At 59.3% G+C, this 24,295-nt stretch carries 20 protein-coding genes; 5 read left to right on the top strand and 15 right to left on the bottom strand.

Annotation, left to right across the window (positions count from 1 at the left end; all coding sequences use genetic code 11):
* The first annotated feature begins 17 nt into the window (after positions 1-17).
* Positions 18-1,970, top strand: coding sequence for a glycoside hydrolase family 127 protein (locus WKI41_RS03955; RefSeq protein ID WP_340192190.1), 1,953 nt, complete (start codon positions 18-20; stop codon positions 1,968-1,970).
* Complete coding sequence (locus WKI41_RS03950; RefSeq protein WP_340192189.1) at positions 1,967-3,091, top strand: sn-glycerol-3-phosphate ABC transporter ATP-binding protein UgpC; 1,125 nt, start codon at positions 1,967-1,969, stop codon at positions 3,089-3,091. Before WKI41_RS03955 ends, WKI41_RS03950 begins: the two co-directional genes overlap by 4 nt.
* 20 nt (positions 3,092-3,111) lie before the next feature.
* Here the strand turns inward: WKI41_RS03950 and WKI41_RS03945 are convergent, their stop codons facing one another.
* The 6 genes from WKI41_RS03945 to WKI41_RS03920 all read right to left on the bottom strand — a co-directional run bounded on the left by WKI41_RS03945 (position 3,112) and on the right by WKI41_RS03920 (position 11,010).
* Positions 3,112-3,807 carry an ROK family protein gene (locus WKI41_RS03945; RefSeq protein ID WP_340192188.1) on the bottom strand — a complete coding sequence of 232 codons (696 nt, stop codon included), beginning with the start codon at positions 3,805-3,807 and terminating at the stop codon, positions 3,112-3,114.
* A gap of 18 nt (positions 3,808-3,825) precedes the next feature.
* Positions 3,826-5,196 carry a glucose-6-phosphate dehydrogenase gene (gene zwf, locus WKI41_RS03940; RefSeq protein ID WP_340192187.1) on the bottom strand — a complete coding sequence of 457 codons (1,371 nt, stop codon included), beginning with the start codon at positions 5,194-5,196 and terminating at the stop codon, positions 3,826-3,828.
* 16 nt (positions 5,197-5,212) lie between these two features.
* A complete protein-coding gene (gnd, locus tag WKI41_RS03935) occupies positions 5,213-6,217 on the bottom strand; it encodes a phosphogluconate dehydrogenase (NAD(+)-dependent, decarboxylating) (RefSeq protein WP_340192186.1) in 1,005 nt (334 codons plus the stop codon).
* A gap of 1 nt (position 6,218) precedes the next feature.
* Positions 6,219-8,648 (bottom strand): glucan 1,4-alpha-glucosidase, encoded by a 2,430-nt coding sequence (locus WKI41_RS03930; protein ID WP_340192185.1) that lies wholly within the window; start codon positions 8,646-8,648, stop codon positions 6,219-6,221.
* Positions 8,649-8,980: 332 nt separating this feature from the next.
* The gene (locus WKI41_RS03925) at positions 8,981-10,351 is read right to left on the bottom strand and encodes a sensor histidine kinase (RefSeq protein WP_340192184.1); all 1,371 of its coding nucleotides are present in this window, start codon (positions 10,349-10,351) and stop codon (positions 8,981-8,983) included.
* The gene (locus WKI41_RS03920; protein ID WP_340192183.1) at positions 10,348-11,010 is read right to left on the bottom strand and encodes a response regulator transcription factor; all 663 of its coding nucleotides are present in this window, start codon (positions 11,008-11,010) and stop codon (positions 10,348-10,350) included. Before WKI41_RS03920 ends, WKI41_RS03925 begins: the two co-directional genes overlap by 4 nt.
* A gap of 135 nt (positions 11,011-11,145) precedes the next feature.
* On the opposite strand from WKI41_RS03920, the gene WKI41_RS03915 reads away from it, so the two are divergent.
* The gene (locus tag WKI41_RS03915) at positions 11,146-11,652 is read left to right on the top strand and encodes a hypothetical protein (protein WP_340192182.1); all 507 of its coding nucleotides are present in this window, start codon (positions 11,146-11,148) and stop codon (positions 11,650-11,652) included.
* Positions 11,653-11,776: 124 nt separating this feature from the next.
* Here the strand turns inward: WKI41_RS03915 and WKI41_RS03910 are convergent, their stop codons facing one another.
* Positions 11,777-12,415 (bottom strand): TetR/AcrR family transcriptional regulator C-terminal domain-containing protein, encoded by a 639-nt coding sequence (locus WKI41_RS03910; protein ID WP_340192181.1) that lies wholly within the window; start codon positions 12,413-12,415, stop codon positions 11,777-11,779.
* 84 nt (positions 12,416-12,499) lie between these two features.
* Between WKI41_RS03910 and tet(30) the strand changes: the two genes are divergently transcribed.
* Complete coding sequence (gene tet(30), locus WKI41_RS03905; RefSeq protein ID WP_340192180.1) at positions 12,500-13,711, top strand: tetracycline efflux MFS transporter Tet(30); 1,212 nt, start codon at positions 12,500-12,502, stop codon at positions 13,709-13,711.
* 67 nt (positions 13,712-13,778) lie between these two features.
* Here tet(30) and WKI41_RS03900 read toward each other — a convergent pair whose 3' ends face one another.
* The 8 genes from WKI41_RS03900 to WKI41_RS03865 all read right to left on the bottom strand — a co-directional run bounded on the left by WKI41_RS03900 (position 13,779) and on the right by WKI41_RS03865 (position 23,288).
* Positions 13,779-14,972 (bottom strand): amidohydrolase, encoded by a 1,194-nt coding sequence (locus tag WKI41_RS03900; protein ID WP_340192179.1) that lies wholly within the window; start codon positions 14,970-14,972, stop codon positions 13,779-13,781.
* A gap of 70 nt (positions 14,973-15,042) precedes the next feature.
* Positions 15,043-16,020, bottom strand: coding sequence for an oligopeptide/dipeptide ABC transporter ATP-binding protein (locus WKI41_RS03895; RefSeq protein WP_340192178.1), 978 nt, complete (start codon positions 16,018-16,020; stop codon positions 15,043-15,045).
* Positions 16,017-17,015: an oligopeptide/dipeptide ABC transporter ATP-binding protein gene (locus WKI41_RS03890; RefSeq protein ID WP_340192177.1), complete on the bottom strand. Its 999-nt coding sequence runs from the start codon at positions 17,013-17,015 to the stop codon at positions 16,017-16,019. The genes WKI41_RS03895 and WKI41_RS03890 overlap by 4 nt, the downstream gene beginning before the upstream one ends.
* A complete protein-coding gene (locus tag WKI41_RS03885) occupies positions 17,012-18,517 on the bottom strand; it encodes a chlorohydrolase family protein (protein WP_340192176.1) in 1,506 nt (501 codons plus the stop codon). Before WKI41_RS03885 ends, WKI41_RS03890 begins: the two co-directional genes overlap by 4 nt.
* Positions 18,514-19,707, bottom strand: a complete 1,194-nt coding sequence (locus WKI41_RS03880) for an amidohydrolase (protein ID WP_340192175.1) — start codon at positions 19,705-19,707, stop codon at positions 18,514-18,516. Before WKI41_RS03880 ends, WKI41_RS03885 begins: the two co-directional genes overlap by 4 nt.
* A 21-nt stretch (positions 19,708-19,728) precedes the next feature.
* Positions 19,729-20,676 carry an ABC transporter permease gene (locus tag WKI41_RS03875; RefSeq protein WP_340192174.1) on the bottom strand — a complete coding sequence of 316 codons (948 nt, stop codon included), beginning with the start codon at positions 20,674-20,676 and terminating at the stop codon, positions 19,729-19,731.
* A gap of 13 nt (positions 20,677-20,689) precedes the next feature.
* Positions 20,690-21,655 carry an ABC transporter permease gene (locus WKI41_RS03870; protein ID WP_340192173.1) on the bottom strand — a complete coding sequence of 322 codons (966 nt, stop codon included), beginning with the start codon at positions 21,653-21,655 and terminating at the stop codon, positions 20,690-20,692.
* Positions 21,656-21,728: 73 nt separating this feature from the next.
* A complete protein-coding gene (locus WKI41_RS03865) occupies positions 21,729-23,288 on the bottom strand; it encodes an ABC transporter substrate-binding protein (RefSeq protein WP_340192172.1) in 1,560 nt (519 codons plus the stop codon).
* A 248-nt stretch (positions 23,289-23,536) separates the two neighbouring features.
* On the opposite strand from WKI41_RS03865, the gene WKI41_RS03860 reads away from it, so the two are divergent.
* Positions 23,537-24,226, top strand: coding sequence for a GntR family transcriptional regulator (locus WKI41_RS03860; protein WP_340192171.1), 690 nt, complete (start codon positions 23,537-23,539; stop codon positions 24,224-24,226).
* Positions 24,227-24,295: the final 69 nt, after the last annotated feature.

Below are 24,295 nucleotides of genomic sequence, written 5' to 3'. Positions count from 1 at the left end.
CCTCGAAGGAAACCGATATGAACACTTCAGTTTCACCTGCCGACACCACTTCCACCAATTCTCTGTTTCGGCCACCGGCGGTAGACCGGGTTCGCGTCGCAGGATTTTTTGGCCCACGCATCCAAACCATCGCCGACAAGACGGCTCATACACTGCTCGATCGATGCATTGAGGCCGGTATGCTGGATCAGATAGACCCGGATCGGCCTAATCCAGGTTTGCGCATCCCGTATCAACAGGGGAATGATACGGTCAGCACGCAGATGTTCTGGGATTCCGATTTCGGAAAGAGCATCGAGGCCGCCGCTTACACGCTTCTGCATAAGCCGGACGCTGCACTGGAAGCGCGCATCGACGAAATCGTCGAAGCCTATGCAAGGTTGCAGGACGCGAATGGATACCTGAACTCCTGGTATCAGCGTATCGAGCCTGGCAAGCGCTGGACCAACCTGCGTGATTGCCATGAGCTCTACAACGCTGGACACCTGATGGAAGGGGCGGTTGCCTATTACTACGCCACGGGCAAGCGAACATTCCTCGACATCATGGCCCGCTATGCCGATCATATTTCCGAGGTTTTTGGTCCAGGCGAAGCGCAGAAGCCCGGCTATTGCGGTCACCCGGAGATCGAACTGGCATTGATCAAACTCGGTCGCGCGACAGGCGAGCAACGTTATATCGATCTCGCGCGCTTCTTCGTAGACGAGCGCGGGCAACGGCCGGGTGGAGAGCATTATTACGATCGTGAAGCGCGCGAGCGCGGCAGGGACCCTTCGGACTATCATTTCGGGACCTATGAATATTCCCAAAGTCATGAGCCAGTGCGAGACCAGCGCCACGTGGTGGGCCATGCTGTTCGTGCTGCCTACCTCTATTCCGGCATGGCCGATGTTTCGACGGAATATGGCGACGACAGCCTGAAACCGGCACTTGAGGCTATCTGGGGCCATCTCACGCAAAAGAACATGTATGTCACCGGCGGGTTCGGCCCCTCGGCCCATAATGAAGGACTGACATTCGATTACGATCTGCCCAATGAGACGGCCTACGCCGAGACATGCGCAGCTGTCGCCTTGGTCTTCTGGGCAAACCGCATGCTTGGTCTTGGCCCCGACCGCGCCTACGCCGATGTCATGGAACGGGCTCTCTACAATGGCGCACTTGTCGGCCTGTCACTCGACGGCACTCAATTCTTCTATGACAACCCGTTGGAAAGCCGGGGCAAGCACCATCGCTGGAACTGGCACCGTTGCCCGTGCTGCCCTCCGAACATCGCGAGACTCGTCGCTTCTGTTGGTACCTACATGTATGGAGAAGCAGAGGACGAACTCGCGGTCCATCTCTATTGCGAGAGTGCGGCCGATCTGAAGGTGGCGGGCAAACCCGTCCGCATCCGCCAGCAAACGGCCTACCCCCTGGACGGCACCATTCGGTTGACGTTGGAACCGGCAGAAGCGAGTGAGTTCACGCTGGCGCTGCGTCTTCCCGGGTGGTCGCCGAAAGCCGCTCTCCGTGTCAACGGTCAGGCTGTCGAGATCGCCTCCGTCGAAGCAAAGGGCTATGCGAGGCTTAATCGTTCCTGGCAGTCGGGCGATGTCGTTGAACTTGACCTGGACATGCCGGTGCAGGAAGTCCACGCTCATCCAGCTGTGGGTAACGATCAGGGCCGCGTGGCTCTCCAGCGCGGACCACTCGTCTACTGCCTGGAAGGTGTCGATAATGGCGACGACCTGAATTCGGTGCTGCTGCGTCCAGACAGCGCGTTTCGCTGCGAAGCGGTGGAAGAGTTGGGCGGCGTTCCTGCTCTGGTCACCACCGCGGTTCGGGAAACCGCGGGTGACGATCAGCTATATTCCATTGCGGCACCGCAACGGCAAGACGTCGAAATCCGCGCTGTGCCCTATCATCTTTGGGATAACCGTGCATCCGGCGAAATGCTGGTCTGGATCCGCAAGGAGGGCCAGTCATGAATGCGCAGAGCACGCATTCCGCCGCATCGCCGCCAGTCCGCACAAGCGGTGTCGAACTGAAGGGAGTGTCGAAGAGCTTTGGCGCGGTGGATGTCATTCATGACATCGACCTAAAGATTGCCGCAGGCGAGTTCGTCGTGTTCGTCGGTCCATCCGGTTGCGGTAAGTCGACACTTCTGCGGCTGATCGCTGGTCTTGAGGAGACCAGTCAGGGGGAAATTCTCATCGGCGGACGGGATGTCACCGAGGCTGATCCCTCAGACCGCGGTATCGCCATGGTGTTTCAGTCCTATGCGCTTTATCCGCATATGACTGTGGCGCAGAATATGGGCTTCGGCCTCAAAATGGCGCATCGTCCGAAAGACGAAGTCGATCGACTGGTTCAGGGAGCGGCAGATATCCTCCATCTGACGCCGTTGCTCGACCGGCGGCCAGGTCAGCTATCCGGTGGTCAAAGGCAGCGCGTTGCGATTGGCCGCGCGATCGTCCGGAATCCGGAAGTGTTCCTGTTCGATGAGCCATTGTCGAACCTGGATGCAGAATTGCGCGTCGATATGCGAATTGAGATCGCAAAGCTGCACAAGCACCTTGGCAACACGATGATTTACGTCACACACGATCAGACGGAAGCCATGATACTGGCTGACAAGATCGTCGTCTTGAGAGCTGGTCGTATTGAACAGATCGGATCCCCATTCGAGCTTTATCATGATCCGGATAATCTCTTCGTTGCCGGCTTCATCGGCAGTCCGAAGATGAATATCGTCAGCGCGACGTTCGAGGCGGGGTCGCTGTTCATCGGTGAGCAGCGCCTGCCGCTTTCAGTTCCTCAAGGCCTGCCGATCCAAGGCGAATTGCAATTCGGCATTCGCCCGGAACATATGCGACCCACCCGTGATGGCGAGCCGGGGCTTGAAATGACGATCGACTTCACAGAGTTTCTAGGTGGAGCCACCTACCTTTATGGGCATCTTGGCCCCGACTTGCCGATCGTCGTTCAAGGCGGGACCGGGCCGGTGGCGGATGTCGGCCAGAGGATCTTCGTGTCATTCGATCCGGCAGATGCGCGGTTCTTCGACAAGCAGGGGCAACGGCTCCGGGGCAATAGCACGCGCCCCTAATGGGCGTGCGCACCTAGGCGTTACGCGATCAGCTTATTATCCTTCCACAGACGAAAGCCGCCCTCGAAGGCTAGGGCGTTGTCACCGCGGCGGCACTTCGGAGGAAGTGAATCGAGCTTTTCCACGTTGCCGCCGCCGATCACCACATAGTCGGGCTCGAGCGCTGCGGAAAGCGCCTCAACAACATCGAACACTCGCTTCTGCCACTTCTTGTGACCTTTATTCTCGCGGTAGGCTTCGCTGACGTAATGCTCGTAGCTTTTGCCTTTACGATAGGGAAGGTGAGCGATCTCCATGGGTTGGGCGACGTTCTCCACGATCATTGCCGCGCCAAGGCCGGTGCCGAGACCGAGGAAGAGCATGCGACCGCCGGTGTAGGATCCGATCGCCTGCATCAGAGCATCGTTGACAATGCGGACGGGGCAGCCAAACGCGGCTCGATAATCGAAACCGACCCAGCCTTCGCCGAGGTTCACCGGTTCTCGAAGCGGCTTGTCGTGTACGACCGGTCCGGGATAGCCCATCGCAATCCCGTCGTACTTCATGCCGTCGGCCATGGACTTTACCGCCGCAACCATGTCGGCCGCTGTCATGGACTTTCCGCTTTCCGCCTTCTTTTCCTCGCCGCCTGCGCTTGAAAGAATTTTCACGTGGCTGCCGCCAATGTCGATAGACAGGACAATGCGGTCTTTATCGTCTGAAATATCTTGTGACATATATATTTTCTCCGATTATCAGGCGGGATCGATCCAGCCACCGGGCGGCGCGAAATGCTCCATCTCGGCGGGACCCCAGGTTCCCGGCTTGTAGGTCGGCGGCACAGCCTTGTCGTCGAGGATAGGTTCAACAATCTTCCACGCGAGTTCGGCTGCGTCCTGGCGGGTGAACAGTTGCCTGTCGCCAGCCATGGCGTCGCCGATCAAGCGTTCATAAGGCGCCATATCGCCGATGCCATCGTCCAGCGCTGTCAGTTCGACCGCCTCCCCACGCATCTTCTCTCCCGCTGCCTTGCGGCGCGCGCCGACACCGATGGAGATATCTGGCCCAAGGCGGAAGCGGATATAATTCGCGGACGTGTCGGTGATCTCGTCAAAGAGCGTTACCGGTGGTCGCTTGAAGCGAACAACGACCTCCGTTGCATGGGCGGGCAGGTTCTTGCCGGCACGGATGAAGAACGGGACGCCGTTCCATCGCCATGTCGCAACCCGGAAGCGGACGGCAGCGAAGGTTTCTGTCGGCGACGATGGGGCGACACCAGGCTCGTCGGTGTAGCCTTCGAACTGGCCCCGCACCACGTCCTCTCTCGAGAGAGGCGGCATCGCTTTCAGCACCTGGACCTTCTCGTCTACCAGATCGTCGGACGCGCCAGATGCCGGTGGCTCCATGGTGAGGAGCAAGAGAACGTTGACGAGGTGGTTCTGAATGACATCGCGAATGCAACCGACTTCGTCGTAAAACTTGCCACGCCCCTTGATACCGAAGTCTTCGGCCATGGTGATCTGGACGCTTTCGACATGGTCTCGATTCCATACTGGCTCGAGGAAGCTGTTGGCGAAGCGAAAATAAAGAAGATTCTGAATGGCCTCCTTACCCAGGAAGTGGTCGATGCGGAAGATCGCATCCTCCTCGAACACCTTATGCAGCACCTCATTCAATTTCTTGGCCGAGGCAAGATCGCGACCGAATGGCTTTTCCACCATCAGCCGGGCGTCCTTGGCAATGCCGGCCTGATCAAGCCCATCGGCCACCGTTTCGAACAGGGATGGGGGGATCGCGAGGTAGTAGAGTGGGCTCTTGTGTCCCGCCAGCGCCTGCTTCAGCTTGTCGAATGTCGACTGGCTGCGGTAATCACCTGACACGTAAGACAGCTTCTCTGCCATCTTGGCGAAGACGGACTCGTCGATCTGATCGACATGCTTTGAGATCGCGTCTCTTGCACGCGCGAGCAGTTGGTCGCGCGTCCAGTCGTCAAAAGCCACGCCGATGATCGGCGTGGTGAGCGCGCCGCGCTTTACCATCGCGTAGAGCGAGGGAAAGATCATCTTGTGCGCAAGATCACCGGTGGCACCGAACACCACCAGTACATCGGATCGTTCTTGTGCCATGGCTCTCTCCTCCGCCTTACTTGGCTTTTTCCAGGTGACCACCAAAGGCGTGGCGCATGGCGGACAGCACCTTGCCGGCAAATTGCGCCTCGCCGCGCGAGGAGAAGCGTTCGAAGAGTGCCGAGGCGAGAACTGGCGCTGGCACGCCGGTCTCAACGGCGGCCTGCAACGTCCAGCGGCCTTCGCCTGAATCGGACACTCGGCCATCATAGTGTTCCAGATGCGGGTCCTGCTTCAAAGCCTCTGCGGTGAGATCCAGTAGCCATGAACCAATGACCGAACCGTGCCTCCAGACTTCGGTCACAGCGGGCAGATCGACATCGAAACGATAATATTGCGGATTGGCGAGCGGTGTCGTTTCTGCATCCACCTCGCGCTCGCTATTTCCGGCATTGGCAGCTTTCAGGATGTTCAAGCCTTCGGCATAGGCTGCCATGACGCCATATTCGATGCCGTTATGCACCATCTTGACGAAGTGGCCGGCACCCGCCGGGCCGCAATGGAGATAGCCTCTTGGTGCTGTTCCCGTTTCCGGATCCTCCGCAATGTTCTGCCCGGCACCCGGTGCAAGAGAAGCAAAGATCGGATCGAGACGCTGTACGGCTGCCTGTGGGCCTCCGATCATCAGCGAGTAGCCACGTTCCAGGCCCCACACGCCACCCGATGTTCCGACATCGATGAAGTCGATGCCCATCGGTGCGAACTCTGCGGAAAGATTGATCGCCTCATGATATAGGGAGTTGCCGCCGTCGATAATGGCGTCGCCTTTCTCGAGCTTTGACGCGAAATCTCTTGCGATCTTCGGGGTGATGGCTGCTGGCAGCATCAGCCAGACGGCGCGGGGCTTTTCGAGTTTGGAGATGAGGTCTTCAGCCGAGGAAGCGCCCTTCGCACCCTCTTTGACGAGCGCCGCCACGTTGTCCGCGTTGACGTCGAAAACAACGCAGTCATGCCCCTGTTTCAGAAGCCGGCGTACCATATTGGCGCCCATACGGCCGAGGCCTACCATTGCGATTTGCATGTCATTCTCCACTTTCGATGCGGGTTGAATCAGAGGATTCATCCCCGACGTGAACGGTAAAGTTGGTGTTTTCCCATGTTTGGCTATCTGGCCAGTAGAAGGTGAAGACTATCGACGTTCCGACGTCTTCATTCTGCAAGGGCAGATCGACGAAATAGGTGCCCAGTCCGGATGGCGCCACCGGCGTGTCGGAAACGTTCGTCCAGTTGTCGGTGCTCCAGTGCACGAGAGCGTTCGCTTCCACTTCGAGTCTCAGCATCTTACCAGCTGGGATCGAGGACAGACGGTTGTTAAAGCGCCAGATGCGCAAGCGCGAGCCGGTCTTGTTCCTGATATAGCGCTCGACGCCTTGCGGGGGCATGTCGAAGACAGCGCCGTCCTTCAACGAGCGCAGAAGCTTGATATGTTCGGAGTGCGCCCAGACAAGGGGCATTGCGCTGCCGGAGGGTCGGCCAAGGAACAGTTCCTTCTCGGGGATATCCGGCCCATCCCAAACCTGCTCAGGGAAAAGGCCACCGGACCCAGCGGATTTTTCAAGCGTCGACAGTAGTGCTTCCGCAGCTTCTTTTCGGCCTGCGGCAAGTTCATAATGCGCGCGTTCCCCGGCCAACAGAGGCCAGGCCCGGCCTTTGCCCGTGCCGTCGAAAGGCGCGCCATCGTCATGCTCGCCGTAACCATCGCCGGTGTAGCGATACCAGACCGGGCCCTGCGGCAGTTCCACACGCAAGCTGTGGTCGATGGCTTTGATGGTGTCGAGAATGTAGGGGTCATCTGCCGCACGCAGGCCGAAACGGACAAGCGCCAGCGCATCGGGACTCAGCACATCGGCTGTCGGCAACAGCGCCCGGTCAGGTGTCTGGTTGCGAATTTCGGTGTTGCCGGACGCCCTTGCCGCATCCGTCGTGCCGAGCGGCGCAATACGAACGTAATGGCCTGAAATACCGAGCGCGTCGCAGAAGGTCTTCTCGCCGGCGAAGGTCCATAGTTCGATCTGATCGTTCCAGCAGTCTGCCGTTTCGCGTAGATGTTGGGCGGCCTGCTGATCCCCATCGATCGCCAACAAATCGGCAGCTGCCAACAATGCGGCAATCTCTACGGCAAGCGTAAACGGGCTATAGCCGGCATCCTCTTCCCATCGATCCTCGCAGGTCGCGGGACCGTTGGTCAGGATGTAGTTCGCAGCGCTGCGCACCATCGGCATGAAGCGACTTTGGGCTTTCGCATCGAGATGGCCGGACCGCCGCAACATATCGGCAAGTAGGATGGGGAAGGCGCACTCATCCATCTGGATGCCCGGCCAATAGGGCTTCCCATCAAGCCACAGGTTCTGTGGCCAGCGGCCGGACGGTTGTTGAACGTGGCGCAGATAGTCGAGGATCGCGATTGCTTCTTCTGCATCTCCGGCGGCCAGAAATCCGCCTGCCGTTTCGACCAGATCGCGGGGCCAGACGAGGTGATAGCCGCCCAGGTCGTCATCGCCTTTGGAGAATCCCCATGGAATGGAGAGGCTGGCGACGACCGCACCGGCACGATCGGCAGCTCGGTGAGAAGCGAGAACCGCGGTTGAAACCCGGTAGGCATTGACGCCGTCCTGCTCTTGGCGATCCAGGGAAACAAGCTTTTCCTGCCAGGTTTTCCAGTTGGCGACATAGTGTTGTTGCGCCTTGTCAAACCCATCCTTGAGGCTGGCCACTGCCGCCGCCGCCGCTTCGAACTCCGTCTGGCCGAAGCCGATGGCGAGAGTTGCCTCCCCGCACGTGCTGATGAAATCAAGCTCACCTGCAAGAGCGACATTGCCGTCATCGGCGCGCTGGTACTGGTCGGCTATGCGTCCATGCTGTTGCAACTGCCTCCAGCCGTCAGAAACACCAACGAAACCCGCGCTCGTGGCGCACCACGGAATGTCAGAGACAAGTGCCAGATAACGCGAACGACCGGTGGCGAACAGCACGGTCTTGTCATCGAACTCACCGATCCAGGCCGAGTTCATTTGTCCGGCGTTGACCAGATGCGGAGCGAGCAGGGCCGTGACCCTATAGTCCCCGACCTCGCCCTTGAGCGCGGCAAAGCGAAGCCGCTGCAGCACACAGGCCCGAGAGGGATCGGAAATCACCTCCTTCTCGATACGGTAACGCCCGTCTCGCGCGGTGTTGGAAATGGAGAAAGCTGGAATTCCAGGCGCGACAGTTTTGGTATTCGTCTCGCAATCGCGTTTCTCTTCGGAGAAATAGCCATGCTTGCCGGTGACGACGAAACCGAAATCACGCGTGCAGGCACTGTCGACGCGGGGGTAGTAGATTTCGTTGAGGACGCCGTGGCTGAGAGTGAACCAGACGCGCGAATGCTTGGAGACGGCGGTGCCGATGCCGTTCTTAGCGCTGGATGTCCAGCGCGCTTTAATGCCCGGCGCTCCAGGAGCGGAATCGATCATTCCTCTCCAGCGCAGCCCGCTGGTGTCCAACCTAGTTTTCGTGCCTGTAGGGAAATCAACAGAGGAAGAACTGGTCATTTCAAGAATGCCTTGATGCGCTGCGAAATGAATAGCTTAACGTCAAAATTTAAATGGACAGACCGCAATGTCAGCCAAATCCTTGTTGCATACTCCATTACCGTGACGGCATTGGGCAACTTACATTTTCGTAATTCTCAACCGAACCCGGATGCCTCTATTGCCTTGTCCAGCGCCATTTTTATCTGTGCCTTGATCAAATCCGTTGGAACAACGATGTTGACCGGCTTTCGGTTGCACCGGCGCGGAGGATGTTACGAGGATAGGCGGCGGGAGATGGGCAGCGTCACAGTAGCCTGAAAGCCACCGGTGACATTGCGGAGCGTGACGGTGCCGCCATAGAGTTCGGCAATTTCCTTCGATATTCCCAAACCGAAGCCGCTGCCTTGCACGCTTTCGTCCAGCCGCATGCCCGGCTGGAAAGCCTCAGTGATCCTGTCATCGGAGATACCCGGCCCATTGTCAGTGATCGTGATCGCAACGAGATCGCCTTTCCGCTCCGACGATACCTTGACGGCTGTGGAAGCCCATTTGAACGCGTTGTCCAGCAGATTGCCGAGAACTTCGTTCACGTCCTCCGGATCGCAGCGAAGGCTGGCGGAGTCCTCGACCTCACAAAGAACCGACAAAGCCTTGTCCCTGTAGATGTTCGACAGAACAAGAATGAGGTCATCGAGACGAGGGCGAAGCAAGACGTGCCGATCCGCAAGCTGGCCAGCCGCAGACTTGCGCGCATCGGCAAGATGATGACGGATGCGGCGATCAATGCGGTAAACGAGATCCCTCAAACCGCCATTCGGATCGTTGTCGCTATTCAATCCAAGCGTCAGACTGGCGACTGGCGTTTTCAGCCCATGGGCCATATTGGCAAAATGGATGCGGGACTCCTCAAGCCGCTTCTCGTTCAAAGCGATCAGGCGGTTGATTTCTATCGTAACAGGCTTCAACTCTTCGACGTCCCCTTGAGGCAGCGCAGAGCGGTCGCCGGCCGACACTTCTCCTATCTCGGTCGTCAGGCGCTTAAGGGGCTTGAGGCCGAAGCGTACCTGTAGATATGTACCGATCAGAAGCGTGATGCCGAGGAGTGCCATGGCCGGCACGAGCCACATGAGCGAACGGAATGCCGGATCGGTTAACGCAGCCTCAGGGGCAGATGCGGTAATCTGCACCGACTGGCCGTCGATGCGAGAGGACAGGGTGCGCGTGTAAAGACCACGTCCATTGCCGTCTTCCGCTTCACCCGGCCGGGGCCTAACCGAAGCCAGATCCCGCCAATCCGCTTGACGCCCCCCAGGTTTAAGGGCGCGCCGCTCCAGGGAACGGGACGAAATTGTCGATGTGTCCGATTTGATCTGCCAGTACCATCCCGAACCCGGCCGATCGAACGGCGGTCCGTCCAGTTGAGAAGTCAGTGTTAGCTGGCCGCTTGCGCTTACCGCCAAGCCGCTGCGCAAACCTTCAATCTGCGTATCGAGCCGCTGGTCGATCTGCTCTCGAACCACGCCGGCGACGATGAGCCAGAGGATAACGGATGCAATCACGATGGCGCCCGCCACAAAGACGGCGGAGAACGCCGTCAGGCGCCCGGCAATCGAGGCGGGACGGGAAGACAGCGACCATCTCATGATGCAGCCGTCATCATGTAGCCCCTGCCACGAACGGTTTCGATGAACTCGGCGCCGATCTTGCGGCGAAGCCTGGCGACGATAACCTCGATAGAGTTCGAGTCCACCTCGGCATCGCCATCATAGACGCGCTCCATCAATTCGCTTCGGTCTACGACGACGTCCTTTCGCAGGATCAGGCAGGAGAGCACGCGCCACTCCAGTGCGGTCAATTTCAAAGGAACGCCATCCTTCTCGAAGGTTCCCAGCTGTGCGTTGAAGGTGACCGAGCCACAGGTGACGGTGGCGCTCGCGTGATTGTTGGCGCGTCGCACCAATGCGCGCAGCCGCAAGACCAGTTCTTCGACCTTGAAGGGTTTGGTGAGAAAGTCATCGGCGCCCGCTTTGAAGCTTGCCACCTTGTCCGGCCAGCCGTCTCTGGCCGTCAGCACAAGCACCGGAAACGTCCGGCCCGCCTCCCGCCACGAAGCCAATACCGAGACGCCGTCGATCTTGGGAAGTCCCAGATCGAGGACCGCAACATCGAAGGCTTCGGTCAGGCCTGCATGCTGACCATCCTCACCATTGCGTGCGATATCGACAACGAAGTTTTCGTTTCTGAGACTGCTAGCAATCCGGCTTGCTAGGTCGGTATCGTCTTCGACAAGAAGGACACGCATGAGGGACTTCTACTCCGTGGGATCGGACTTTCTTATGGTGCTGGACGCTTAACTCAAGCTGAACGGGATGGTTCAGGCTGGTGGTGGTAGGGCTTTGATAGAAAGGCATCATTCCAATCACAAAGGAGACCGGAAATGTCTGTTACACCTGAAACCGAAACCAAGCATCACGACGAAGCCAATCACGTCCACCCACATCCGAAGAAGCGTTCTGCCGCTGCTTTAACCGTTGGGGCCATCGCCCTTTTGGCGGTCGGCATTGCCGGGGGTGCCGGCGCCATGAAGCTGACGCGGCCGACTGGAGAGCTTGCGCCTATCGCACCTGTCGCGATTTCCGCTATGCCTGACGACAGCCTCACCAGCGTGAAGGGTAAAGTTGTCGAAATTTTCGGCAACAAGTTCATCATTCAGGATGAAAGCGGTCGTGCCCTTGTAGAGACAGGACCCGAAGGCAGAGGCGGCGATATCGTCAACAAGGATGAGGTCGTGACCGTCCAGGGACGCTTCGATGATGGTTTCCTTCATGGCAGCTACATTGTCCATGAAGATGGCAAGACCAACCAGCTCGGACCGGCCGGCAAGCCACCACGCGGTCCAGAGGGTGGCCCTCGTGGACCGGAAGGCGGTCCCCGCAAGCCTTGAGGTTACGAAGGCTCTCCATTGTTGCATAGTAGTTAGCGTACCGCGCGGCCGCTCAGATCCTGGGCGGCCGCGCTCCTTTGGACTCATGTCTGCGAGGGCATTCGATGCGCGGCTTTTGTCTCGACTATTTCTGCCGCAACGCTTCTTTTAAACCCGCAACGAGATAACCAAGGCCGCTCTCAAAGACAGCTTCCGTATTGACGGTTCCAACCTGCCGGAAGGTTTCCAAGGCCTCACTCAATAATGGAAACGGACCAAGTTCCGCTTCAAAGTCCGCTTTGGGGAGACCGCGATCGATCCTTTCGCGCTCTTGCTCTCCCTGCTCTTCGAGAACGTAACCGACCACATAGCGGGTGACGCAGATGGCGATGCCGAACGCCTCTTTGGTGGAGAAGCCTGCATCGACATAGAGCTGCAACACCTTTTCAGTATCGGCGAAATCGGCGACGGACGGTCGGGTACCCGCTGTCAATCGCGCACCATCGCGCACGCTCAGCAAAGCCTTGCGAACGCTGCGGGCGTTGGAAAGCGTGAACGCCACCCAATCCTGTCCCGGCTTCGGCAAGCGGTCATCGTGGTGGCGCAGCAGCATCTCCGAATTGATGGCATCCAGCAACTCGGACTTGTTTTTGAAATGCCAGTAGAGCGCCGGCTGCTGAACCCCCAGCCTTTCTGCAAGCTTCCGAGTGGATAGCTTGTCTATGCCGACTTCGTTCAAAAGCAGCAGAGCTTCATCAATGATGCGCTCACGTCCTATCGCCATAAAAACACCTCTTGACTTATCAGTGATAAAGTAGCTTATCACCGATAAATTTATCGCTGATAAAGTTTACGAGGATATGCTCCGATGAACAAGGCCCTCACCGTCATACTGTCCACTGTCGCACTCGATGCCATTGGCGCTGGTCTCATCTTTCCCATCCTTCCGGATCTACTGCGCGAGGTCACCGGTGGAGACGACTTCGGCGTTCTCTACGGGGGCATGCTGGCGGTGTTTGCAATCATGCAGTTTGTCTTCTCGCCCGTTCTAGGCGCGCTCAGCGATCGCTTCGGTCGGCGTCCTGTCCTGCTGCTGTCGCTGGCGGGAACGCTCGTCGATTATCTGGTGATGGGGCTTTCGCCGCTCGGCTGGGTACTTGTCGTTGGAAGAGCGGTTGCAGGGATCACCAGCGCCAATATGGCAGTAGCAAGTGCCTACATCACCGATATTACGCCGGCCGCTCAGCGAGCGCAGCGGTTTGGGACAGTGGGCGCGGTGATGAGCACGGGCTTCATCATCGGCCCTGTAATAGGCGGCATCATGGGCGCGTGGTGGCTCCGCTCGCCTTTTCTGGCAGCCGCATTATTCAACGGTCTTAATCTTCTTGTTGCGCTCTTTGCTTTGCCGGAAAGCCGATCGGTGAGCCAGGGGAAATTCGAGTTGACAGAACTCAACCCGTTGCGACCATTGCTCTGGCTGTGGAATTTCAAGCAGCTTCTGCCGCTTGTCATCGTTTTCGTGGTTTTCGGCCTCGTGGCTGCCATACCGGGAACGATCTGGGTACTGTATGGTGCGGACCGGTTTGGATGGGATTCCGTCCATCTCGGCCTGTCACTGTCGGTCTTCGGCGTCAGCGGCGCACTGGCTCAAGCCTTTCTCGTCGGACCGTTGTCGCGTCGCTTCGGCGATCTTGGGACGTTGATGATTGGTGTTGCCTTCGACATGCTGGCATATGTCTTGATGGCCTTCGCCACTCAAAGCTGGATGGGTTACGCTGTGGCACCGCTCTTTGCACTGGGTGGTGTCGCCATGCCGGCGCTGCAGTCTCTTGCAACCAGCCGGGTAAGCGATGAGCAACAGGGACAGTTGCAAGGGGTTTTGGCGAGCCTGATGAGTCTCGCCGGTATCGCCGGACCGGTTCTGACAACCGCTTTGTTCTTTTCGACTCAGACAATCTGGATCGGCACGACATGGCTGGTGGGAGCCGGACTCTATCTTCTGGCCTCACCACTTTTTACGATGGTACGTGCGTCGCGATTTTTGGAAGAACACCGACACGGGAACGTTGGTTTGAAATGACGACGCATCGCATTACAGGCCGGGAGATTGTCCTGGCCTGCTTTACTTTTTTACCGAGGATCTGCCGTCAGCGCTTCACGCGCCCGTTTTCGGCAACCAGACGGCCCGCCTTGAAAACCTTGTGTCGCGTCGGAAAGGCAATCACTGCCTCCGGTAGATGCTCTGCGACCAAGGAGACGAAATCAGCCTTCGCGCCGATCTCGATGCCGTAACGTTCGAGCCGCATGGCTTTTGCGCCCGCAGCCGTAACGACGTCGAAAGCTGCGCAGAGTTCGTCGTCGGTATAGAAGCCCGATCTGTAACCGATGATCTCGGCGCGATGCAGCATGTCGCCATCGCCATAGGGCCACCAGGAATCGCGGATGTTATCGCTGCCGCTGAAGACGGTCACGCCTTCGCGGCGGAGCAACGCGACCGGCGGGAAATTATGGTTGCCAGGTGCATTGGTCATGATCGAAACGCCGCTCTTGGCGATCCTGGCTGCGATCTTCTTGGCCGCATCCGGCGCAAGGTCTCCAAGGCCGTAGGCATGGCTGACGGCGACATGTCCCTGCATGCCGAGTGCAACAGTCCGGTCGCAAATCTCCTCGATGGTGAAAGCCCCCATCGAGCCCGCATCATGCAGATGGATATCGATATCGACGCCATGCTTCTCGGCGACACCGAAGACCACATCGAGATGACCGTTGACGTCGCGGTCGAAGCTTGCCGGATCGAGACCGCCGACGAGGTCTGCACCAAGCCCGATGGCGGCGTCGAGAAGCTCGGGCGTTCCCGGACTTTTCAGGATGCCGCTTTGGGGAAAGGCGACAAGCTGAATATCGATCATATCCCGATATTCCTCGCGCACGGCGAGGATGGTTTCCAAAGATGTCAGTCCGACAGAGCCATCGACCATCACGTGGCTGCGCATCTGTGTCGTGCCTTTGGAAATGCATAAATCCAGCTGATTGCGCGCGCGCTCCGCCATCGGCTCGGCCTTCGCCATATTCTCGGCCTGGAAGGCGACGCGCTCATGGACATCGAAGCCGTTGGTGCAGGGGCGATGCGGCACCCATTTGCCGCCATAAAAGCTGGTGTCGAGATGGATATGCCCCTCGACGAAACCCGGCAGGACCAGGTCGCCGGAAAGGTCGATGGTCGTTGCCGAAGATGCTGCTTCTCCGGCCTTCTCAATGGCCGTAATTCGACCCTCTTCCACATGAATGTCGCGCAGCGATCCATCCGCCAGCTTGGCATTGGTGAAAATAGTTTTGATCATCGGGGTTTCCTTTCTATATTTTTTTCTCATCCGGCGTCAGCGCCTTCGCGGACGCATCGTGATGTTTCGTTTATTGTGGGGCTAGGTGGCAGGCGACCTTGCCACCGCCTTCTCTTGTTCGGACCTCCGGCGCAACCTGGCTGCAAAGTTCGGTTGCGATGGGACAGCGCGGATGGAAGGCGCAGCCCTTCGGCGGATCGAGCGGGCTTGGCGGTTCGCCGCCCATCAGCGCGCGGTCTCTGTTGGGGGCTGCGACATCGGGGATCGTTTGCAGCAGAAGCCGTGTGTAAGGGTGTTGCGGATTGGCGAAGAGCGCCTCGGTTTCCGCTTCCTCGACAATCCGGCCGAGATACATGACCGCGATGCGATCGGCCATGTGCCGGACGACCGCGAGATTGTGGCTGATGAAGAGGTAGGTCAGGCCAAGCTCATCCTGCAATCTGCGCATCAGATTGAGGATTTGCGCCTGAACCGAGACATCGAGTGCCGAGGTCGGTTCGTCGCAGACGAGAAATTCCGGCTCACTCGCAAGTGCTCTGGCAATCGAGATGCGCTGGCGCTGCCCTCCGGAAAACTCATGCGGAAACCGCCCGGCATCGTCCGGGGAAAGGCCGACGGTGCGGAGCAATTCCGCCACGCGCGCATCGATCACGTCTTTGCCTTGCCGCAGGCCAAAGACCCGGATTGGCTCGGCGATGATATTGCCGACACGCCAGCGCGGATTGAGGCTGGCATGCGGATCCTGAAAGATCATCTGGGCTTCGAGCGTCTTGCCGCGGTTCGCGCCCTTTTCGGCAGGTGCGAAGACGATGGCGCCCTCGCTTGGGTCGTAGAGACCCGTCACCAGCCGGGCGACGGTGGATTTACCGCAGCCGGATTCTCCGACGAGCGCGAGGCACTTGCCCTTCTGCACCGTGAATGTGACGTCCTGGACGGCACGCAGATAACGTTTCGGCTTGCGGTCGATGACACGGTTGAGCCAGGGAGCGGAGACATCGAAGACCCGCGTCAGTTGATCCACTTCCAGCGCATTGTCAGGGCCTCTCATGCGACACCTCCATCGTGAACGAGGCAGGCGACGCTGCCATGATCATTGCGCACCAGCGCGGGTTTCATCTGCCGACAGCGGGGGCCGACATCCGGGCAGCGCGGATTGAATGCGCAGCCCTGCGGAATGGCGTTGAGCCTTGGCATGGCGCCATCGATCTGGGTCAGCCGCTCGACGCGAGCACCAAGCGCTGGAATGGAGCCCATCAAGCCGCGCGTGTAAGGGTGCTTCGGGTTGCGCAGCACCTCGTCGACCGGGCCAACCTCGATCACCCGGCCGGCATACATGACGGCGACGCGGTCGGCGGTTTCGGCAATCACGCCCATGTCATGCGTCACGAGCATGACGCCAGCGCCCTTTTCGCGGCAGAGCTTGCGCAGCAGCGTGGTGATCTGCGCCTGAATGGATACGTCAAGCGCCGTGGTCGGCTCGTCGGCGATAATGAGTTGCGGATCGCCTGCAAGCGCGAGAGCGATGACGACGCGCTGCCGCATGCCGCCGGAAAACTGATGCGGATAATGATCGATGCGCTCATCCGCTCCGGGGATACCGACCTGTTTTAACAGAGCGACGGCGTAAGCGCGCGCTTCTGCACGGCTGCGGTCCGAGTGCAGGCGGATCGTTTCGGTCAATTGCTGACCAACCGAGAAGAGCGGATTGAGCGAGGTGAGCGGATCCTGAAAGATCGCGCCGACCATGCGGCCACGAACCGTGCTCATCTCCAACTCGCTGAGATTGTCGGTGCGCGTGCCGCCGATGCGGATTTCGCCGGCTGAAATTCGGCCTGGCGGTTCGAGCAGGCCAAGCACCGCCATACCCGTCATAGACTTGCCCGCACCGGACTCGCCGACGACTCCCAGAATTTCGCCGCGCTCCACGGTGAGGGACACATCGGAGAGGGCGGTCAGGACGCCCTTGCGGGTGGGGAACTCGACGGATAAGCCTTTGACTTCGAGGGCCGGGATTGCTGCCGATGTCTGGTTGGCTGAGGTCATCGCGACACCTCGCTGCAGTGATGCGTGAGCGGATAGCTCGGCGGGAAAATCTCCTCGACCGGCGGATGCTGGAATGTTCGGTCCGGATATTTGGCGACAAGACCGTCGAACTGGTGTTGTGCCTGACCTCTGGCGGCGATGAGGTCGATGCCCGCGACCTCTTCGTCGCGCATCGAAATCCGGCCATCAACAATCGTGGCGCGGGTGACGCGACCGGTGGCGCCATAGACGAGAGTCTGGATCGGGTCGATCCGTGGCGCGATCATGCTGTCGGCCATGTCGAAGACGGCGATATCGGCCTTTGCGCCTGGTGCGATACGCCCCAGGTCCTGGCGTTTCAGCGCATCGGCACCGGCAATCGTGGCGGCGTCGTAGAAATCGGCAGACGATCCCGCGTCACCCCGGCCTTCGGCCAGCCGGTTCATCATCAGGCCGACCGACATGTTCAGAACCATGTCCGCCGGGGCGGTGTCCGTCCCCATGCCGATGCGGATGCCCATTGCTTTCAGGCGTGAGAAGGATTTGAGCGCCGAGCCGTGGCGGGCGGATACCAGCGGACAATGAGCGACGGTTACGCCATGGGCGGCATAGCGCGCAAGGTCGTCTTCCGTCGCGACGGTCGCATGCGGGGCGATCAGGCGGGTGGATAGAACGCCAAGCCGGTCCAGCCATTCCGGTGCCGTGACACCATGCACGCGGCGCATGGTTTGCAGTTCCATCTCGCCTTGTGCCATGTGCAGGCGAACGGGCATATCCATATCATCTGCATGGGCGAAGGTCCGGCGAAGCAGCGTCTCCGTGCAGGTCTCGACCCGGTCCGGCGCGAACATTCCAGATATCAGGCCATGGGCGCTGCCGTGAATGCGCTTGGCAAAGGTTGCGGCATCAGCCAGCTCCGATAAGCCACGTCCTTCATCGAAGACCGGCTGCATCGTGCCGCTCTCGTCAAGAATGACGCCACCGCTGCGATAGGCTGGGCCGAGCCAGACGCGAATGCCAAGCTCTTCGGCAGCCACCGCTGCCGCTTCAAATTCGGCCACCGTCTCACCCCAGGCACGGTAGAAGAGCGAGGCGATTGGCAGTGCCGAGGTAATGCCGTTCAGGAGAAGCTGCGCAAAGGCGTAGCGTTTCTGGAAGGCAAGTTCGTCCTGGCTGTACATCTCGTAAGCGCGGGGTGCGTAGTCCGTAGCCCAGACGCGGCCCTTCTTCCAGCCGGGCTGGTTGTCCATGGCAAGCACGGTCGTATCGAGATCGGAGAGTGCATCCAGATCGACAAAGCCTGGACCGATCAAGGCGTCGCCCATGTCGTAGCGGGCGGAAACCTCGCCTTCGAAGTCGCGACCGACCCAGAGGATTGTGTCGTTTTCGATGACGACTTCGCCATCGGCAATGAGGCGTCGTCCTTCCGGCAGATCGGCGACGACGAAGCGGGCTTTGAGCGCCCAGCGACCCGGCGGTCTCTTGCCGAGCGGAAGCATCGACCAGGATGAAGGCGCGGTCATGGGCGTTCCTTCAGGCTTTTGCCATCGCGCGCAACGACATCGCCCGCCGTGATCACGAGCTTGCGGGGTTTATGCGTGACGATGGCCTCGCCGACGGTTTCTCCTTCGACGATGACGACATCGCCACGCCCGCCAATCTCGAGAGAATGCGCCTCGCGGTCCATGGATTTCGCGCCGCCCGTGGTGCAAACATCGAGCGCCCAAAGCAGCTCGTCATCGCGGCGAAGATTATTTTTCATGCCGAGCAACATTGTCCGCTCCAGCATGTCGCCATTGCCATAGGGTCCCCAGGTGTCGCGGAAGCCATCAACGCCCGCGCCGAAGCGCACACCGGCGGCGCGCAGACGGCGCAGGGACGGCACTTCACGGGACGGTGGGGCCGTGGTCAGGATCGGTACATCGAGTTCAGCGCAGGTATCGATCAGCGCCTGCGTCATGTTCCAGTCGGGATGGCCCAGGCAAAAGGCGTGGCTGACGGCGACTTTGCCTTGCATGTCGAGCGCACGGGTGCGCTCGAAGATCAGCTCCATGGAGAAGGCACCGAGTTCTCCGCTCTCGTGCAGATGGATATCGATGCCCTTGCCGTGTTTCTCGGCAATGGCAAAAACGGTGTCGAGATGGCCTTTTGGATCGCTATCCATGCCGCAGGGGTCGAGACCGCCGACGAGATCGGCACCCATCGCCATGCCGGCGTCGAGCAGTTCGGCTGTGCCGGGGCGGCGCATCAGGCCCGATTGCGGAAAGGCGACGATCTCGATTTCGACGATGCCAGCCAGCTGGCGGCGGGTCTCCATCACGCCTTCTAGCGCGATCAGCCCCTGGTCCGTGTCGATGTCCACATGGGTGCGGATCAAGGTTGTGCCATAGCCGACCGATTGCAGCGCCTGGCGCATCGACTGGATATGGGCGTCCAATCCATAATCGCGCTTCACCTTGCGCTCATTATCGATCTTGTCGATCAGGCGCGGTCCAACTTCGTTGACATACCAGGGGTAGCCCAGCAGCGATTTGTCGAGATGCGTATGAGCATCGACGAGACCCGGGATTGCGATGCGTCCGCCGGCATCCTCGACGGTTAGATCTGTGGCTGCGAGATCCTGACCGATGTCGGCAATCCGGCCGTTACGGATCAGAATATCGGCGGTATCGCCACCCATAGGTCTTGCGTTCTTGATCAGAAGGTCGCTCATGGACATTGTCTCCGCAGGGTTTCAGCGCAGTTTGGGATTGAGGGCGTCGCGCAGCCAGTCGCCGAGCACGTTGATCGAGACGACGAGCAGACAGAGCTGGAGGCCCGGAAAGAGCACGATCCACCAGAGGCCAGAGAAGAGATACTGGTTGCCGATGCGGATCAGCGTGCCGAGCGATGGTTGCTCGGGCGGCATGCCGACGCCAAGGAACGAAAGCGTCGCCTCGATGAGAATGCCGAGACCGAAATTCAGCGTTGCGGTGACGAGCAGCGGCGTGGTGGTGTTGGGAAGAATATGTTTCAGCATGATCTTCCATTTCGACAGACGGATCAGCCGGGCGGCCTGAACATATTCCTTGTTGCGCTCCACCATGGTCTGGGCGCGGACGGTGCGGGCATATTGCACCCAGGCCGATAGCGAGATGGCAAGAACGATGACGCCGGAAGCGCCCGCTTCCCGAAGCGATGGTGGCAGCGCCTGTCTCGCCAGCGCCGATACGAGGATGGCGATCAGCATCGTCGGCATGGAAAGAAGAACGTCGCCTGTCCGCATCAGCAGGCCATCCGCCCATTTGCCATGGTAGCCTGCGACAAGTCCAAGCATCGTGCCGATGAGAAGCGATACGAAAACCGAGCTTGCGCCGATGATGATCGAGGCGCGCGAGCCGTAGAGGATGGCTGACAGCACGTCGCGGCCCTGAACATCGGTCCCGAGAATGAAGGGCCACTGCCCCTCCGGCATCCAGATCGGTGGGATTTCGGCGTTCAGAAGATCCAGTGAAGCGAGATCGTAGGGGTTCTGCACGGTGATGAGTGGCGAGAAGAAAGCCGTGCAGATCAAAATCAGGAGCAGGACGGCTGCGGCGATGGCCGAAGGGTGGTGCCTGAAGCTCCACCAAAGATCCGATTGGAGGATCTTCGACAGGCGGGAGGTCCGAGGTGCTGATGTGGTCTGTTCGATTGCGGTCATGACAGTCTCCTATTCACGCTGCACGCAGCCGCGGGTCGATGACGGCGTAAGCGATGTCGACGAGGGTGTTCAGCGTGACGAAGATGAAGGATACGATGCAGAGATAGGCCGCCATGACGGGGATATCGACGAAGGTCACGGCTTGCATGAAGAGCATGCCCATTCCCGGCCATTGGAAAACCGTTTCGGTGACGAGTGCGAAGGCGATGAGATTGCCGACCTGCATGGCGGTGAGTGTGACCACCGGCATGAGACAGTTCTTCAGCGCGTGGCGAAACCACAGAGCGCGTCTTTTGACGCCGCGTGCGCGGGCGAATTTAATGAAATCGGTCCTAAGCGTCTCCAGCATTTCGGCGCGCACCAGCCGCATCACCAGCGTGATCTGGAAGAGCGAGAGCGACAGCGCCGGCAAAACGATGGCCGCACGGCCGGATGGTGACAGGAGCCCGGTGGACCACCAGCCGATGCGCACGGCCTCACCGCGCCCGTAGCCCGGCAGCCAGCCGAGCGTGACGGAGAAGGTGAGGATCAGCAGGATGCCGACGAGGAAGCTCGGGAGAGAGACGCCGACGATGGAGGAGAACTGCAAGGCCTCCGCCCACCAGCGTCCGCGACCGATGGCGGTGAAGACGCCGAGCGGAATGCCGATGGCAAGTGACAGGAGTGTGGCGATGATCACCAGCTCGAAGGTGGCCGGAAACCGCTCCGCAATCAGCGTGAGCACCGATTGCTGGTTGCGCCAGGACAATCCGAATTCGCCCTGTGCCGCATTAGTGACGAAGCGGGCGTATTGAACGAGGAACCCGTCGTTCAGACCAAGGCGTGCGCGCAACTCGTCGCGTTCGACCTGGGTGGCGCTTTCATTGACCATGATCTCCACCGGATCGCCGAGGAAACGGAAGATCAGGAAGGCGAAGAAGGCAACCGTGAGCATCACGAGAACGGCGTTGCCGATCCGCTTGATGAGGAAGGCGAGCATGACACCCTGTCCTTTGTCGGAAAAAGAGAAGTCGACCCTCGCAGCACCTTTGTGCAACGAGGGTCATCCGCTGTTACATTTTCACCAGCCAGAGGCGGGGCAGGTTGTCGGAAAAGAGCGGGAAATCCTTGACCTTCGCGCTGGTGGCCCAGGCAAGCGGCTGCTGGTGCAGCGGGATCATCAGCGCGTGTTCCTTGGCGATCTTCAAGGCTTCTGCCGAAAGCGCCAGACGCTTGGTCCGGTCGAGTTCCACCGCCGAGGCTTCCGTCACCTTGTCGAATTCCTTGTCGGACCAGCCGCCCCAGTTGAAGATGCCGAATGACCCTTCCTTGGTATGGAGGACCTGCGAGGTCAGGCTGTAGGTATCGAGCATCGGCAAAGTTGCCCAGCCGAGCGTATAGACATCGACCTTGCCGGAAGAGCGCTTCGGGGTCTGCACGGCGCGAGGCCCCTGGTCGATCTTTGGTTTCAGGCCAACGCGCGACCACATGGAGGCGACCGCCTGGCAGACCTGCTCTTCATTCACCAGAGTGTCGGAGCAGTTGAAGTCGAACTCGAAGCCTTCAGCGCCTGCTTCCTTGAGGAGGGCCTTTGCCTTTTCCGGATCGGCCTTGACCGGCGTGTCGAGGGCGGCGTCATAGCCTGGGATCTGTGGGGCGACCAGCGTTCCGGCATTGCGGGACTTGCCGCGCATGACGCGCTTCTGGATCAGGTCCAGATCGATCGCGAGCTGCATGGCCTGGCGGACACGCAGATCCTTCATCGGGTTCGGTGCGCCGGAGAGCAGCGTATCGCGCTGGCTGAAGCCGATCATCACGGTGCGAAGATCGGTGCCTTCCAGAAGCTTGACCTGCGAGGCGGCAGCTTCCAGGCGCGGCAAATCCTGAACAGGGGCCTGGTCGGTGAAGTCGATATCGCCGGAGAGAAGTGCGGCAACGCGGGTGGCGCTGGAGGCAATCGGTGTCAGTTCAATGCGATCGATATTGTGTTCAGGCTTGTCCCACCAGCCATCATATTTGACGAAAACGGTCTTGGCGTCGGGCTGGCGGCTTTCGACCTTGAACGGGCCGGTGCCGTTTTCATTATAGGTGGCGTAGCCTTCGGTGCCGGAGCCGACATCCGTCGGCGCTTCGGCCTTGTTATCCTTCAACCATTTGGCGTTGAAGATATAGATTGTCGTCAGGTCGTTCAGAAGCAGCGGATAGTTCGCGGTGACATCGATTTCGATCGTGTGCGCATCGATGACGCGCGAGCCTTTATAGGCCGGGATGTTGCCACGCAGCGGCGACTTTGCGTCGGTGGCGCGCAGGAGCGATGTCTGGACATCGTCTGCGGTGAAGTCCGCGCCATTGTGGAATTTCACACCCTCGCGAAGCTTGAAGCGCCATGTGGTGGGCGAGATGATTTCATAGGATGTGGCAAGCGCTGGCTCGAGCTTGAGATTGCGGTCATAGCGCATCAGGCCTTCATAGGCGTGGTTGAGCACGCCAAGCGCGAAGCTGTCGCCATAAGAGTATGGATCGAGCGAGCTGATATCGCGCGAAGCGCCCCATTTCAGGGTGTTCGCCATGGCTGGCATGGTGAGAGTTAAAAGTGCCAGGCTCGTGCCCAGTAATATGCGTTTGCTTAACATTGTGGTCCCCTTTTATTTGATACATTTTGCATTCAATTTCGGAATCAACTGCATGCAATTAGTGTCGCGGTAACGCTGATATACTTCGTTCCGGTTGTCTGTGGCGCCATTCTATGTGGCTTAGATGAAAGGCTATGGGAACTCGTATGCAATTTCAAGCCAAAAATTGTATGCAATAAAATCGGCTAGATTAGATACAACATTTGTGCGATACACGCTCCAAGTGTATACGAACGGGATTTGATGCGATGTCCACCAACCTGACCAGAAGCGACGCGATATACGCCTCGCTGCGTCGCGCCATCCTCGAGCAGGCGCTGAAGCCCGGCACCAAGCTGCCAGAGGATTCGATCGGCGATACGTTTGGTGTCAGCCGCACGAGCGCGCGCAATGCCTTGGTGCGGCTTTCATCCGACGGTCTTGTGGAGATCAAGCCGAATCGTGGTGCCGCCGTTGCCATGCCGACACTCGAAGAGGCCGTAGAGGTCTTCGCGCTTCGCCGCTGCCTGGAGCGGGAGGTGATCGACCGGCTGTGCAAACGCATGCCGAAGGACGGTATCGATGCTCTGGTCAGTCACGTGCGGGAAGAGGAGCGCGCTTTGCGCGCATCGTCGCCGCGTTCCATCCGGCTTGCTGGCGAGTTTCATATCCTGCTGGCTGAGCTGACAGGCTCCAAACTGTTGATAGAATTCATTATTCAGGTCGTCTCACGGTCGTCGCTGATCCTCGCCCGCTTTGGCAGGCCGCATTCGGCAGAATGCGGTATCGATGAGCACATCCAATTGATCGAGGCGTTGAAAAAGCTCGACGTCGAGGCGGCGTCCCACATCATGGATCACCATCTGCATGCGGTTGAAGATCGCGCCAAGGCGGATGATGAGGATGACGGTCCGGACATCGGCGAAATCCTCAGCCGCTACATTTCTGCCTCCGAGTAGGGGAGACGAGATGGTGGCAGGTGATACGAGTTTCTCGCAGCCAACCTCCCACGCCGCCCGGTCCCGGCA

Source organism: Agrobacterium larrymoorei, assembly GCF_037722385.1.
Taxonomy (GTDB): Bacteria; Pseudomonadota; Alphaproteobacteria; order Rhizobiales; family Rhizobiaceae; genus Agrobacterium; species Agrobacterium larrymoorei_C.
Note: the sequence above shows the minus strand (reverse complement) of the source record. Positions and strands in the feature narration are given on the sequence as shown.